General features: G+C 74.2%; 13 protein-coding genes and 1 pseudogene. 9 read left to right on the top strand and 5 right to left on the bottom strand.

Features of this window, described 5'->3' with window-relative positions:
• Both ABZ809_RS21715 and ABZ809_RS21710 read left to right on the top strand, forming a co-directional pair.
• Window positions 1–156 (top strand): annotated as a pseudogene (locus ABZ809_RS21715) (class F sortase); the annotation flags it as partial.
• A 62-nt stretch (window positions 157–218) separates the two neighbouring features.
• On the top strand, window positions 219–1322 hold the full coding sequence (locus ABZ809_RS21710) for a magnesium and cobalt transport protein CorA (protein ID WP_357564384.1): 1104 nt from the start codon (window positions 219–221) through the stop codon (window positions 1320–1322).
• Between the two features lie 55 nt (window positions 1323–1377).
• Here ABZ809_RS21710 and ABZ809_RS21705 read toward each other — a convergent pair whose 3' ends face one another.
• From ABZ809_RS21705 to ABZ809_RS21685, 5 genes are all read right to left on the bottom strand, one after another.
• Window positions 1378–2844, bottom strand: a complete 1467-nt coding sequence (locus ABZ809_RS21705) for an NAD(P)/FAD-dependent oxidoreductase (RefSeq protein WP_357564383.1) — start codon at window positions 2842–2844, stop codon at window positions 1378–1380.
• Window positions 2841–3101, bottom strand: a complete 261-nt coding sequence (locus ABZ809_RS21700; protein ID WP_357564382.1) for a (2Fe-2S)-binding protein — start codon at window positions 3099–3101, stop codon at window positions 2841–2843. The genes ABZ809_RS21705 and ABZ809_RS21700 overlap by 4 nt, the downstream gene beginning before the upstream one ends.
• Window positions 3102–3144: 43 nt before the next feature.
• A complete protein-coding gene (locus ABZ809_RS21695; protein ID WP_357564381.1) occupies window positions 3145–4332 on the bottom strand; it encodes an FAD-dependent oxidoreductase in 1188 nt (395 codons plus the stop codon).
• Window positions 4329–5249 (bottom strand): dihydrodipicolinate synthase family protein, encoded by a 921-nt coding sequence (locus ABZ809_RS21690; protein WP_357564380.1) that lies wholly within the window; start codon window positions 5247–5249, stop codon window positions 4329–4331. The genes ABZ809_RS21695 and ABZ809_RS21690 overlap by 4 nt, the downstream gene beginning before the upstream one ends.
• Window positions 5250–5323: 74 nt before the next feature.
• A complete protein-coding gene (locus tag ABZ809_RS21685) occupies window positions 5324–5860 on the bottom strand; it encodes a helix-turn-helix domain-containing protein (protein WP_357564379.1) in 537 nt (178 codons plus the stop codon).
• A gap of 306 nt (window positions 5861–6166) precedes the next feature.
• On the opposite strand from ABZ809_RS21685, the gene ABZ809_RS21680 reads away from it, so the two are divergent.
• Genes ABZ809_RS21680 through ABZ809_RS21650 form a run of 7 tightly spaced genes read left to right on the top strand, consistent with a single transcriptional unit; the run spans window position 6167 to window position 14638 of the window.
• Window positions 6167–7774 (top strand): ABC transporter substrate-binding protein, encoded by a 1608-nt coding sequence (locus ABZ809_RS21680; protein ID WP_357564378.1) that lies wholly within the window; start codon window positions 6167–6169, stop codon window positions 7772–7774.
• 7 nt (window positions 7775–7781) lie between these two features.
• Window positions 7782–8870 carry an ABC transporter permease gene (locus ABZ809_RS21675; protein WP_357564377.1) on the top strand — a complete coding sequence of 363 codons (1089 nt, stop codon included), beginning with the start codon at window positions 7782–7784 and terminating at the stop codon, window positions 8868–8870.
• Window positions 8867–9787, top strand: a complete 921-nt coding sequence (locus ABZ809_RS21670; RefSeq protein WP_357564376.1) for an ABC transporter permease — start codon at window positions 8867–8869, stop codon at window positions 9785–9787. The genes ABZ809_RS21675 and ABZ809_RS21670 overlap by 4 nt, the downstream gene beginning before the upstream one ends.
• A gap of 1 nt (window position 9788) precedes the next feature.
• Entirely contained in the window at window positions 9789–10766 is a 978-nt protein-coding gene (locus ABZ809_RS21665) for an ABC transporter ATP-binding protein (protein WP_357564375.1), read from the top strand.
• Window positions 10763–11746: an ABC transporter ATP-binding protein gene (locus tag ABZ809_RS21660; protein ID WP_357564374.1), complete on the top strand. Its 984-nt coding sequence runs from the start codon at window positions 10763–10765 to the stop codon at window positions 11744–11746. The genes ABZ809_RS21665 and ABZ809_RS21660 overlap by 4 nt, the downstream gene beginning before the upstream one ends.
• 10 nt (window positions 11747–11756) lie before the next feature.
• Window positions 11757–12995: an amidohydrolase family protein gene (locus ABZ809_RS21655; RefSeq protein WP_357564373.1), complete on the top strand. Its 1239-nt coding sequence runs from the start codon at window positions 11757–11759 to the stop codon at window positions 12993–12995.
• Window positions 12992–14638: a DUF885 domain-containing protein gene (locus ABZ809_RS21650; RefSeq protein ID WP_357564372.1), complete on the top strand. Its 1647-nt coding sequence runs from the start codon at window positions 12992–12994 to the stop codon at window positions 14636–14638. The genes ABZ809_RS21655 and ABZ809_RS21650 overlap by 4 nt, the downstream gene beginning before the upstream one ends.
• Window positions 14639–14678: the final 40 nt, after the last annotated feature.

The raw sequence follows: 14678 nt of genomic DNA, 5'->3' as shown, positions 1-14678 counted from the left end.
GTCGCGTCGTACCCGAAGGACCGCTTCCCCACCGACCTGGTCTACGGCCCCAACGCCGCGGCCGGGCTGCGCCTCATCACCTGCGGCGGCCGGTTCGACCGGCACATCGGCGGCTACGTCGACAACGTCGTCGTCTTCGCCACCCGGATGTCGTGACCCCGCTGTCGCCGCCGACGAGTACGGTGTCCGCGCGGATGCCGGCGACGCGGAGGTGGACAGTGGTGCAGGAGGCGGGGGCACGCACAGGTCTGTCCGCCGTGGTCGGCCGGCTGCTCGGCCGCACGGTGCCGGGACAGCGCCGGCCGGAGCCGCCACGGTCCAATCCCGACGCCGTTGTCGACTGCGCCGTCTACGTCGGCGGGCGGCGCGAGCCGGGCCGCCCGCACTTCGCCGACGCGTACGCCCGCAGCCGCCGGGCCCGCGACGCCTTCGTCTGGCTGGGGCTGCACGAGCCGGACCCGGCGGTGATGGCGTCGGTCGGGCGCACCTTCGGGCTCGACGACCTGACCGTCGAGCAGGCGCTCGCCGACGGCCACCGCCCCACGGTGCGCCGCGACGGCGACGTGACCCTGCTGGTGCTGCGCACCGCCGGCTACGTGGAGCACGCCGAACTGACCGACACCTCCGAGGTGATCGACACCGGTGACGTGATGGTCCTGCTCGGCGACCGTTTCGTCATCACCGTGCGGCACGGGGCCGCCGGCACCCTCACCTCGGTCCGCGCCGACATCGAGCGCCGCCCGGCGGTCCTCGCGGAGGGCCCCTGGGCCGTGGCGTACGCGGTCTGCTCCCGGATGGTCGACCTCTACCTGGAGGTCGCCGGGCACGTCGAGCGGGACCTGGAACGCGTCGAGGAGACCGTCTTCGCCCGGGACCGTTCCGCCGACATCCAGCACATCTACCAGCTCAAGCGGGAGGTGGTGGAGTTCAAGCGGGCGGTGCTGCCGTTGCAGGCGCCGCTGCGCTCGCTGCTCGACCAGCGGCCCGACAACCCACCCCGGGGCCTGCGGCGGTGGTTCGCCGACGTGGACTCCCGGCTGACCCGGGCGGTGGACCGGGTCGCCGCGTACGACGACCTGCTCAACTCGATCCTGCAGTCCCGGCTGGCGCAGCTCGCGGTGGACCAGAACAACGACATGCGCAAGATCGCCGCCTGGGCCGCCATCGCCGCCACCCAGACCGGGATCGCCGGGATCTACGGCATGAACTTCGCCACCATGCCCGAGCTGGGCTGGCGCTACGGCTACCCGGCCGCGCTCGGCCTGATGGCGCTGACCGCGTTCACCCTGCACCGCCTCTTCCGCCGCTCCGGCTGGCTCTGACGCCATCGGACGGCCCGGGCGCGGAGCGCCAGTGGGCGGGGACCCGCCAGCGCGCTCAGTCCACGGCGGACGGGTCGTCGCCGACCGCGAGGGCCCGCAGCGGGACGGGCTTGACCGGAGCCTGCGCGGTGAACGCGCCGACCTGCTCCGGCCCCCGGCCGGTCTCGGCGGAGATCAGTTGGCAGACCCCGGGCTGGCAGGACCGGCCCTGGCACAGGCCCATCCCGGCGCGGGTCACCAGCTTGACGGCGTTCGCGGTGCCGAGGTGCGGGTTGGCCCGCAGCGCGCGGCGCACGTCACCGGCCCGCACCTCCTCGCACCGGCAGAGCACGGTGTCGTCGGTGACGAGGCTGCCCAGGGCCGCCCGGTCCGGCGCGAACCGGTCGAGCACCCGGGTGACGAACCGGCGCCGGCGGCGCAGCTCCCGGCGTACCGGGCGGGCCAGCGTGGCGGCCCGGTGCGCGTCGAGCAGCCCCAGGTCGCGCAGCACGCCGAGGGCGGCGAGCCGGCCCTCGACCTCCGCCTGCTCGGCGCCCGCGACCCCGGTCAGCTCCCCGGCCACCGCGATCTGAGGCACGGAGGTACGCAGCCACTCGTCGTGCCGGACCACCCAGCCGCCCGCCGGGGAGTCCCAGTCCACCGCGCAGCCGGCCTGCCGGGCCAGCTCGACGGAGGGGACGAAGCCGTACCCCAGCGCCAGCACGTCGCAGGGCACGTCCCGGTCGGTGCCGGGCGCCGGCAGCCCGGCGGAGTCGACGTCGGCGAGGGTCACCGTGGTCAGGTCCGGATCGCCGGTGGCCCGGCGGACCACCGTGCCGAACCGGACCGGCACGCCCGCCCGGCGCAGGACCCGCAGCGCGCCGACGCCCTCGGCGAGCTTGCCGCCGGCACCCGCCACGGCGGTCAGCCCGGCCGGCCCGGGCAGCAGGTCGCGGCGGCGCTGGACCAGCGCGACCTCCACTACCCGGGCACCGGCCCGGACGAGCTGGGCGGCCACCACCAGCAGCAGCGGATGGCCCCCGGCCAGCACGAACCGGCCGCCCGGCAGCAGGCCCTGGGCCTTGACGAACGTCTGCACCCCGCCCGCCGTGAGCACGCCCGGCAGGGTCCAGCCGGGAAACGGCACCGGCAGGTCGTACGCGCCGGCGGTCAGCAGCACCGCCCGGGGTTCGAGCAGCCGTACCCCGGCGGGCCCGTGCGTGGCGACCCGGTAGCGGCCCGGCGCGGGCTGGACGCCTGCGTACCCGTCGAGGCCGGCCCGGGTGCCGAGGACGCCCCACACCGTGGTGTCGACCAGCCACCGGACGCCGGGGGCGGCGGTGGCCTCGGCCAGCAGCGCCCGCCCGGCGGCGGGTGCCCCGGCGGGCGGGGTGAACCCGGCCGGTGGCCGGCGGTAGATCTGCCCGCCCGGCTGCTCCTGCTCGTCGACGACGGTGACGGTCGCGCCGTGCCGGCCGAGGGTCGCGGCGGCGGCCAGCCCGGCCGGGCCGGCGCCGACCACCACCACGTCGGGCGCGTTCACCGGGGCACCGCCGTGCGCACCCGCATGCCGGCCCGGACCCGGGTCAGGCAGGACCGCTGGCAGGGCACGTCGTCGACGGTGACGACGCACTCGAAGCAGATCCCCATGTTGCAGTAGGGGGCCCGGCGGGCGCCGCTGCGCGTGGTGCCGACGGCCCGGTCGCCGGCGGCGAGCAGCGCGGTGGCCAGCGACTCGCCCGGGTGGGCGGTCACCGGCCGGCCGTCCACCTCGATGGTGACCGGTGCGGGCCGGTCCATGCCGGTGCGCCTGGGTGCGGCCGGCGGGCTCGGCGGGCGGTGCTCAGACAACGTTCAGCGCTCCGAAGCGGGCGGGTGAGTAGTCCTCGATCGACCGGTCGGCGCCGCCGCCCAGGACCATGTCGGCCAGGAGCCGGGCGTAGGTCAGGCCGAGGGTGAAGGCCGAGCCGCCGGTGGCGACGAAGAGCCCCGGCCGGCGCGGGACCGCGCCGAGCAGGGGCAGGTGGTCCGGGGTGAGCGTGGTCATGCCCGTCCACGTCCGGATCACCGGCAGGTCGCACACCGCCGGAACGACCCGGGCGGCGTCGGCGTTGCCGACCAGCGATTCGTACCGCAGCTCCGGGTTGCTCTCCAGGTCGACCCGGCCGGCCCGGCTGACCAGCTTGGCCGGCCAGCCGCCGCCGATCAGCACGTTGCCGTCCTCGGTCTGCTTCAGCGACAACCGCCGGCCGACGTGCTGGATCAGGTGCGGCAGGAACGGCCGGCTGCGGGCGGTGGCGCTCATCGTCAGCCCGACCGGGAAGACCGGCAGCCGGACGTCGGCCATCGCGGCCAGCTCGGCCGTCCAGACCCCGGCGGCGAGCACCACCGTGTCGGCCAGGTGCGTCTCACCGGCGGTGTCGCCGGGCCCGGATCCCGTGCGCAGTTCCCAGTGCGGGCCGCGCCGGTGCAGCCCGGTGACCCGGCAGCCGGTGCGCAGCACGGCGCCGTGCCGGGCGGCGGCCCGGGCCAGCGCCGGGGTGACCAGGCGGGGGTTGGCCTTGCCCTCGCCGGGCACGTGGCCGGCGGCGAGGACGGTGTCGGCCAGGTACGGCGCGAACCGGCGCAGCTCCGGCCCGGAGAGCACGGCGACGTCGAGGCCGTACTCGCGTTCCAGGGCCGCCTTCCGGTCCAGCACGGCGACCTCGGCCGGGGTCTCGGCCAGCATCAGCCCGCCGGTGCGGGACACCCCGCAGCGCTCGCCGAGTTCGTCCTCCACGGTGGCCCAGGCCCGCATGGCGTCCAGGTGCAGCGGCAGGGCGCGGGCCGCCGCCCGGGCCGCCGCGTCGCCGTGCTCGACCATCCGGAACTCCAGCTGGAAGTGCAGGCTGCCCGCGTTCTGCCCGGAGGCGTGCCGGTTGACCTGGTCCTTCTCGACGAGCAGGACGCGGTTGCCGGCGCGGGCCAGGTGCCAGGCGGTGGCGCAGCCGAGCAGGCCGCCGCCGATGACAGCGGTGTCGTAGCGGATCATGGCAGTAGGTCGAGCCGGGCCATGGTGGCGCGGACCCGGGCCTGCTCGGCGGGGGTCAGCGGGAGCAGCGGCGCGCGGACGTGGCCGGCCGGCACGCCCCGCAGGGTGAGCGCGTACTTCATGATCGCCTGTGCGTTGCCGAACCGGGCGCCGTAGTCCGGGCCGAACCAGTCCTCCATGATCACCCGGTCCCGGGCGCCGAGCACCCGGGCCCGGTCGAGGTCCCCGGCCCGCAGCGCGCGGAAGAAGTCGGGGTGGTCGGCGCCGAGGACGGCGCCGGCGCCCATCAGCCCGTCGCCGCCGATCGTGGTCATCAACTCGATGCCCACCTCGTTGGTGGGGATGCCGAAGTAGCGCACCCGGTGCCGCAACGCGACGAGGCCGCGGACGAACCCGCCGAAATCCGCTGTCGAGTTCTTGACGGCCACCACCGTGTCCAGCTCGCTCAGCTCCCGCAGCAGGTCGGCGTCCAGGTCGACGCCGGTGCCGCGCGGCCAGTTGTAGACGCAGAGCGGGATGTCCACCGCGTCGGAGACGGCCCGGTAGAAGGCCACGACCTCGGCGCGGGTGGGCACCACGTACGGCGGCGGGGTGAGCAGGATCCCGTGCAGGCCGGCGGCCCGGGCGGCCTCGGCGTGCCGGATCGCCTCCGCCGGGGTGTACGCGTTGCAGCCGCCGAGCACGGTGAGCCGGTCGCCGACCCGCTCGGCGGCCGCCCGGAACAGCTCGGCCCGCTCCTGTTCGCTGAGACTGAACCATTCCCCCGTGGTCCCGCCGACGATCACCCCGTGCAGCCGCTCGCCGGCGAGCCAGTCGAGCTGGGCCCGCCAGGCGGCGAGGTCCAGCTCGCCGGTGGCGGTGAACGGGGTGGTGACGGCCGGCAGGTAGCCGAACCAGTCGACGCTGTCGCGGTCCACTGCGGGGTCCTTTCGACGGGCGGCGTCGTACCGCCCGCGTGCCGGGACGCGGGCCGGGTGACGTGCCGGTGGGGTCAGGGGGTGGGTGGGGTGACCGCGATGATCAGCCGGGCGTGCCGGTCGCTGGCGTTGCGGTAGAGGTGCGGCAGCCGGGAGTCGAAGGTGATCGCCTCGCCGGTCTTCAGCACGTACGACTCGCCGCCGATCTCGGCGACGATCTCGCCGGTGACGGCGATCGCGCACTCGGTCGACGGGTGTGCCCACGGCTCGTTGGAGCTGGCGTCGCCGGGTGCCAGCTCGGCCTCCAGCACCTCCAGGTCACCGCGGCCCGGCGTGAGCCGGTCGTAGGCGATCTGTCCCGGCGGCGCGGCGAGCCGGGAGCGCGAGCCGGGACGGCTGATGTGCACCAGCGGGGCATCCGGCTCGGAGAACAACGCCGCGATCGAGGTGTCAAAAACCTTGGCGAGTTTACGGAGAGTGGCCAAACTGGGGTCTGTTGCGCCATTCTCGATCTGGCTGAGCAGGGCGGGAGAGACGTCGGCTGCGGCCGCGAGCTGACGGAGCGTGAGGGAGTGCTGCTGGCGCAGGTCGCGGAGCTGGTCACCGAGCATGCGTCTTCCTCGTCTTTGAACAGTGTGGCTAGAAATGTTTGACGTAACTATACGCTGCTGTCTAGCATGGTCAAACAGAAGGTAAACTGTGTTTGGCGCAACTAAACAAGCGGCGTTGAGGCACGAACCGGACAGGCGTCCTGTCCGGGTACATCCAACCCCATGACGGCACATCGGCGAAGACCCGAGGATCCGTCGTCGGGCGGCACCAACCGGCCAGGCCCACGGCGTCACCGAAGTCGCCGGGTCCGGCCCGCCCCCAGAGCCCGTGCAGCGCGGGCCGGCCCACACGAAGGTAGGAACAGCATGTCGGTGTCCCCTCGCCGGCTCCGCGTCGGAGCGATCGCTCTGACGGCGCTGGCCATCGCCTCCAGCACCGCGTGCAGCGCGGGCGGCAGCGGAGGAAACGGTGACGGCGGTTCGGCCAAGACCCTGACCGTCAACACCTCGTTCGTCCTGAAGACGCTCGACCCCGGCCGGATCTACGAGGCCACCGGGCTCACGGCCGTGCACTCCCTCTACGACACCCTGTTGACCTTCAAGGGCGCGGACGTCAGCAAGCCCGTCCCCGCGCTGGCCGAGTCGTACGAGGCCTCCGCCGACGCCAAGACCTTCACCTTCAAGCTCCGCGAGGGGGTGAAGTTCTCCGACGGCACCCCGCTGACCGCCGACGACGTGGTCTTCTCCCTGAACCGGCTGAAGAACGTCAAGGCCAGCCCGGCGGTCATGGTCGGCGGCCTCACGTTCGCCAAGACCGACGAGCGGACCGTGGTGGTCACCTCGGCGACCGCCGACCCGAACATCCCCGTGGTGCTCTCGATGCCGTCGACCGGCGTGGTCAACTCCAAGGTCGCCAAGGAAAACGGCGCGACGGACGCCGCCGACGCCGCGAAGAGCGACAGCGCGCAGCAGTACCTCGACAAGAACTCGATCGGCAGCGGCCCGTACGTGCTGAAGTCGTACGACCCGTCGGCGCAGGTGGTGCTGGAGGCCAACCCCAACTACTGGGGCACCAAGCCCGCGTACGGCCGGGTCGTGCTGCGCAACATGGACGTGCAGACCCAGAAGCTGACCATGCAGCGGGCCAGCGGCTCGGAGATCGCGCTGGACATCTCCGGCAAGCTGCTGGAGGGCCTGCCGGACACCCTGAAGACCACCTCCATGCAGGACACGGTCTACTTCCTCTTCCTCAACGCCGACCCGGCCGTGTCCCCGGTGAGCTCGAACGCGAAGTTCAACCAGGCGCTGCGCGCCGCGATCGACTACCAGGGCATCGCCGGGCTGTACGGCAAGGGCGCCGCCCCCGGCGCCGGGCTGGTGGCCCCGGCCTACCCGGGCGCGCTGCCCGCCGGTGAGGAGTCGAAGCGCGACGTGGCGAAGGCCAAGGCGCTGCTCGCCGAGGCGGGGCTGACCAACCCCACGGTCAAGTTCAACTACCCGGCCATCACGTACAAGGGCGTCGACCTGGGCACGGTCGCGACCAAGGTGCAGGGCGACGCCGCCGAGGCCGGCATCAAGCTGGAGCTGACCCCGCAGCCGCTGACCACGTTCCTCGACGAGATGCGTACGGGCAAGATGGCCCTCGGGTTCACCCCGCAGAGCCTCAACTACCCGGTCGCCGACTCGCTGATCAACAACATGTCCCCCGGCCAGGCCACCGCGCTGCGCTCGGGCTGGACCGTCGAGCGCGCCGACCCGGCCGTCGTGGAGGCCGGCAAGAAGGTCACCTCGACCCTCGACCTCGCGGCCCGGGCCACCGCCATGCAGGAGTGGCAGCGGGCGATGAACGCCGCCTCGCCGTACATCGTCCTGGCGAACAACTCCTCCACCGTGGTGGCGACCGGCGACCTGACCGGCACCGACTACACCGCCGCGGGCTGGCAGGTCGACCTGGCCGCGGTCGGCCGGGAGTAACCACCTCATGACGACGACAGTCGACGACGCCGAGCCGGGCGCGGTCACCACGACCGCGTCCCGGCCTCGGCCGCACCGGTCGCTGCTGGTGTTCCTGGCCAAGCGGGTGGCGATCACGGCCGGTCTGCTGCTGGGCGTCACGATCGTGACGTTCGGCCTGGTGACCGTGGTGCCCGGTGACCCGGTCACGGCCAACCTCTCCGACCAGGCGCTCAACGACCCCGCCACGGTGGCCGCGTTCCGCGAGAAGTGGGGCCTGGACCAGCCGCTGTACGTGCAGTACTTCCAGTACCTCGGCAACCTCTTCCAGGGCGACCTCGGCATCTCCCAGCAGACCGGCCGGGCCGTGATGGACGACCTGTTCCAGTACGTGCCGGCGACCATGGAATTGGCCATCCCCACCATGGTGCTGGCGCTGCTGATCGGCACCGGCATCGGCATGCTCGCCGCCGTGCGCAGCGGCCGGGTCACCGACCAGCTGATCCGGGTCGGCGCGCTGCTGGGCCTGTCCACCCCGCCGTTCTGGCTGTCGCTCGTCGTGCTCTACGTCTTCTTCTACCAGCTCGGCCTGGCGCCCAGCGGCGGCCGGCTCTCCACCGACTTCAGCCCGCCGCCGACGGTGACCGGCATGTACACGGTCGACGCCGCGCTCGCCGGCCAGTGGGACGTCGCCTGGGACGCCGCGCAGCACCTGGTCCTGCCGGTGCTCGTGCTGACCAGCCTGACCGTGGCGATGCTGGTCCGGTTCGTCCGCTCGTCGATGCTGGAGGTGCTCCAGCAGGACTACATCCGGGCCGCGTACGCCAAGGGCCTGCCCACCCGGGTGGTGTTCCGCCGGCACCTGCTGCGCGCCGGGCTGGTCCCGGTGATCACCGTCTCCGGGCTGGCGTTCGCCTCGCTGCTGTCCGGCACGGTGCTGGTCGAGAACATCTTCGGCTGGCCGGGCCTCGGCCAGTACGCCTACCGCAGCGCCACGGCGCTGGACCTGCCCGCGATCCTCGGCGTCAGTCTGTTCGTGGCGTTGGTCTACACGCTCGTCAACCTCACGGTCGACCTGCTGTACGGGCTCATCGACCCGAGGATCCGACTGTCATGACCGCACTCGCACCCGATCCCGTGGCGCCCGACCCCAAGGCGACCGCCGCGCTGACCCGGCGCCGCTTCCTGGGCGGCCGGCTGCGGGGACGCTCGACGGCGCGGCCCATCTGGCGACAGCCGATCGCCGTGGCGGCCCTGGTCATCCTCGGCGGCTGGCTGCTGGTGGCGCTGCTCGCCCCGGTCGTCGCGCCGTACGACCCGCTGGCGCAGAGCCCGGACGCCTACGCCCCGCCGTCGGGCACACACTGGTTCGGCACCGACTCCCTCGGCCGGGACGTGTTCAGCCGGGTGGTCTACGGCTCGCGCCTGTCGATCCCGCTCGCGCTCGCCATCGTCTCGCTCGCCCTGCTGATCGGCGGCCTGCTCGGGCTGGTCGCCGGCTACGTCGGCAAGTTCGTCGACGAGGCGCTGATGCGCCTGACCGACCTGGTCTTCGCGTTCCCGCAGATCATCCTGGCGATGGCGGTGACCGCCGCGTTCGGACCCAGCACCCGCAACGCCGTCCTGGCGCTGGTCATCGTCTCCTGGCCGGTCTACGCCCGGGTCATCCGCAGCGCCGTGCTGACCATGCGCGGCGAGGACTACCTCAGCGCCGCCCGGCTGCTCGGCGTGGGCCCGGTCCGCGCGCTGCGCCGCGACGTCCTGCCCAACAGTGTGGGACCGGCGATCGTGCTGGCCACCCTCGAACTCGGCAACGCGGTGCTGCTGCTGTCGGCGCTGTCCTTCCTCGGCCTCGGCCCCCGCCCGCCGGCGGCCGAGTGGGGCTCGATGGTCGCGCTCGGCTCGCAGGACCTCTCCATGTGGTGGGTCAGCGTGTTCCCCGGTCTGGCCATCCTCACCGTGGTGATGGCGTTCAACGTGCTCGGCGACGCGCTGCGCGACCGGATCGACCCCCGCTACGCGAAGGGACGCTGAGATGAAGCCCCTGCTCGACGTCGACTCCCTGGCCGTCACCCTGCCCGGCCCCACCGGGCCGCTGCCGATCCTGCACGACGTGTCGTTCAGCGTCGGCGAGGGCGAGTTGGTGGGCATCGCGGGCGAGAGCGGCTGCGGCAAGAGCCTCACCGCACAGACCCTGCTGGGACTGCTGCCCGCCGGGGCCAAGGTCACCGGGTCGGCCCGGTTCGACGGCACCGAACTGCTCGGCCTGGACGCCCGGCGCTGGCAGAAGGTGCGGGGCGCCGGGATCGCGATGGTCTTCCAGGACCCGACCGCGGCGCTGCACCCGATGCTCACGGTGGGCCGGCAACTGACCGAACACATGCGGGTCCACCTGGGGATGGACCGGCGGGCGGCGGACCGGCGGGCCGTGGAGCTGCTCGACCAGGTCCGCATCCCCGACCCGGAGCGGGCGGTGCGGGCGTACCCGCACCAGTTCTCGGGCGGCATGCGGCAGCGGGCAGCCATCGCGATCGCCCTGGCCGCCCGGCCCCGGCTGCTGATCGCCGACGAGCCGACCACCGCGCTGGACGTGACGGTGCAGGCCGGCATCCTCGCGCTGCTGGACCGGCTGCGCGCCGAGACCGGGCTGGCCGTCGCCTTCATCACCCACGACCTCGGGGTGCTCAGCGCGTTGACCACCCGGGGTTACGTCTTCTACGCGGGACGGGTGGTGGAGACCGGGCCGACCGGGGCGCTGCTCACCGCCCCCCGGCACCCCTACACGGCGGCGCTGCTCGGTGCCCGCCCGCACGGCACCCAGGCGGTCGGCACGCTGCGGCCCATCCCGGGCGGGCCGCCGGCCCCGGGGCAGGCGCCGCCCGGCTGCCCGTTCCAGCCCCGGTGCGGGTACGCCGAGCCGTCCTGCGGCACCGCGCCGCCCCCGCTCTCCTCCGCCGGCCCCGACCGGTCGGTGGCCTGCGTGGTCCGTCCGCACCTGGAGGTGGCGGCATGAACGAGCCGATCGGATCGGGCAGCCTGCTCGAGATCAGCGACGTCGAGGTGGAGTACAAGGCGCGCGGTCGGGGGCCGGTGCGGGCCGTGGCCGGGGTGAGCCTGGAGGTGGCGCCCGGCCAGATCGTCGGCCTGGTCGGCGAGTCCGGCTGCGGCAAGTCGTCGCTGGCCCGGGTCGCGGTCGGCCTGGCCGCGCCGAGCGCGGGCACGATCCGGTTCGCCGGCCAGCCGGTCACCCCGCTGCGCTGGCGGCGCCGCCCGGGGCCGGAGGTCGGGCTCCAGATGGTCTTCCAGAATCCGTACGCGTCGCTGAATCCCCGGCGCACCATCGGCGCCCAGCTCCTCGACGGGGTGCCGGACACGGTGACCGGCGCGGCCCGCCGGGGCAGGGTCCTCGACCTGCTGGACCGGGTCGGCATGCCGGCCGAGGCGGCGCAGCGGTACCCGCACCAGTTCTCCGGCGGCCAGCGGCAACGGCTCGCGATCGCCCGGGCCCTGGCGCCGGAACCTCGGATGATCATCGCGGACGAACCGGTCACCGCGCTGGACGCCTCCTCCCAGGCGCAGGTGGTCAACCTGCTCGTCGGGCTCGTCCGCGACCTGGACATGGGCATGTTGTTCATCTCGCACGACCTGTCCCTGGTGCACGAGATCGCCGACGTCACGGCGGTGATGTACCTGGGCCGGATCGTCGAGACCGCGCCCACCCGCCAGCTCTGGTCCACGCCCCGGCACCCGTACAGCCAGGCGTTGATCGACGCGGTGCCGCAGATCTCGGCGCACCCGCAGCTGCCCAGGACACTCGCCGGGGAGGTGCCCGACCCGGCCCACGCGCCGGCCGGCTGCCGGTTCCGGCCGCGCTGCCCGCACGCCTTCGGGCCGTGCGGCGAGCAGCCGCCCACGCTCGACCTCGGCGGCCGCAGCGCCGCCTGCTGGCTCAACGACCCCACGGTGGCCCCGGCCGCCGTGCCCGCCGCGTAGAGGACACCGCATGCACATCCCCACCGAACAGGTCCTGGTCAACTTCGCGCTCTACGACGGCGTCCGGGACGACCTCCAGCGCGACCAGGGCATCTGGATCGGCGCCGACGGCACGATCCGCGCGGTCGGACCGGTCGACGACGTCCTCACCGAGGCGGGCGGCGCCCGGGTGGTCGACCTGCGCGGCGACCACGTCATGCCCGGCCTGACCAACATGCACGTCCACCTCTCGCTCGGCCTGCCCGGGCACTTCGGCGACGAGGTGCACCGGTCGAACCTCGCCGAGCTGGTGCTGCTGATGGCCGACTCGGCCCGCCGGACGCTGCACTCCGGCGTCACCACCGCCCGGCTCGTCGGCGAGAGCCGGTACGCCGACTTCGCCCTGCGCAAGGGCATCGAACGCGGCGCGGTGGACGGCCCACGGATCTTCACCGCCGGGCACGCCCTCTGCTGCACGGGCGGGCACGGCTGGGAGGCCGACGCCCTGGAGGCCGACGGGGCGGACGGGTTCCGCCGGCTCACCCGCCAGCAGATCCGGGCCGGCGCCGACCTGATCAAGGTGTGCATCTCCGGCGGCATCGCCGGCGAGTTCGAGTCGATCGACACCCCGCAGCTGCTCGACGACGAGCTGGCGGCGGTGATCCGGGTGGCGCACGACTGGGGCCGCAAGGTCACCGCGCACGCCGGACCCGCCGAGTCGGTGCGCCGCGCCGTGGAACTCGGCCTGGACTGCGTCGAGCACGGCTACGAGCTGACCGACGAGGTCACCCGCCTGATGGCCGAGCGGGGCGTCTGGTACGTCCCGACCATCGTGGTCAGCCGCTGCGAGCAGTTCTTCCGCGACTCCGGCGTGCCGGGCTGGCTGATGGACCGCGCCCTGGGCGCCGGGCCCCGGCACTGGGAGAGCCTCCAGCACGCCATCCGCAACGGGGTGCCGATCGCGCTGGGCAGCGACATGCCGCCGCACGCCGGCTACGACGAGACGACCGCGACCGTGCGCGAGCTGGAGTTCATGGTGGACGCCGGGATGCCCGTCGCCGACGCGCTGAAGTCCGCCACCATCCGCCCCGCGCAGTGGCTGGGCCAGGCCGACACGCTCGGCAGCGTCGAGGTGGGCAAGCACGCCGACCTGCTGGTCCTGCGCGACGACCCCACCCGCTCGGTGTCGGCGCTGCGCACCCTGCACACCGTGCTCAAGGGCGGCGTCGGATACCGGGACGACCACGGCCGCCTCGGGGTCGCCCGATGACGACGATCGTCGAGGTCGCCGACCGGTACCTCGACGCGCTCGCCGGACTGGACCCGGAGGCCGCCGAGGCGGCCGGTCGTACCCCCGACTCGCACTTCGCGGACCTCTCCCCCGACGGCTTCACCGCCCGGGCGGAGCTGGCCCGTGGCACCGCCACGGCGGCGGCCGGTGCCCGCGCCGACGGCACCGCGCAGCACGCCCTCGCCGGCGCGCTGCGCGACCGGCTGGCCAGCGAGATCGACCTGTACGACGCGGGTTTCACCACCCGGCTGCTCGCCCCGCTGGCGACCCCGGTGCACCTGGTCCGGCAGGTCTTCGACAACCTGCCGCGCGCCACCGGCGAGGACTGGGCCGTCGTCGCCGCGCACCTGCGCCGGGTGCCCACGGCCCTCGACCAGTACGCCGAGACGCTGCGCTGGTCGGCCCGGCGGGGGCACCTGGTCGCCCGCCGGCAGGTGCTGGCGGTCGCCGACCAGTGCACCGCCTGGGTCACCTCGGACGACTTCTACGGCCGGCTGGTCGCCGGCTACCCGGGCGGGCCGCTGGCCGGCGAGCTGGCCGCCGGGGCGGAACTGGCCAGCGCCGCCACCGCCGAGTTCGCCGCGTTCCTGCGCACCGAGCTGGCGCCCCGGGCCACCGAGGTCGACGGCGTCGGCCGCGACCTGTACGCCGTCACCGCGCGCAGCTTCCTCGGCGCGAGGGTCGACCTGGACGAGCTGTACGAGTACGGCTGGGCGGAGCTGGCCCGCACCGCCGCCGAGCAGCGCGCGGTCGCCGCCGAACTCGGCTACCCGGACGTGGCGGCCGCGCGGGCCGGGTTGGACGCCGACCCGGCCGGCCGGGTGCCCGTCGGAGGAGAGCTGGAGCGGTGGCTGCGGGAGCGCACCGAGCAGCTCACCGACGCCCTGGACGGCCCGCACTTCGACATCCCGGCCGCCACCCGCCGGGTGGTGTGCCGGATCAGTCCCGCCGCCTCCGGGGTCATGTACTACACCCCGCCCGACGCCGGGTTGACCCGCCCCGGCGGGATCTGGTGGTCGACGCCTCCCGGCGAGTCGACGGTGCCGGTGTGGCGGCACGTCGGCACGCTCTGCCACGAGGGGCTGCCCGGGCACCACCTCCAGCACGCGATCACCCTCACCACGGCCGACCTGCACCCGTGGCAGCGGTCGCTGTGCCAGGTGCACGGGTACGCCGAGGGCTGGGCGCACTACGCCGAACGCCTCGCCGACGAACTCGGCCTCTACGCCGGGCCCGGCGAGCGGCTCGGGATGCTCGACGGGCAGATGTGGCGCGCCGCCCGGGTGGTCATCGACCTCGGCCTGCACCTGGACGTGCCGATCCCCGCCGGGACGGGTTTCACCGACGCGCGCCGGTGGACCCCGGAGCTGGCCGTCGACTTCCTGACCCGGGTGGCCGGGCTGGACCCGGCGACCGCACGGTTCGAGGTCGACCGGTACCTCGGCTGGCCGGCACAGGCGTTGGCCTTCAAGGTCGGGGCGCGGCTGTGGCAGCAGGCCCGCCGGGAGGTCGAGCGCCGCGAGGGCGCCGGGTTCGACCGCAAGCGGTTCCACCACCGCGCCCTGCGTCTCGGGCCGATGGGGCTCGACCCGCTGCGCGCCCGCCTCGCCGAGCTGTCCTGACAACCGCCGCACCACCCCCGCCCCGTCCGCCCTCCCGTCC

Origin of the sequence: Micromonospora sp. NPDC047074 (genome assembly GCF_040643815.1) — a bacterium.
GTDB lineage: Bacteria > Actinomycetota > Actinomycetes > Mycobacteriales > Micromonosporaceae > Micromonospora.
Note: the sequence above shows the minus strand (reverse complement) of the source record. Positions and strands in the feature narration are given on the sequence as shown.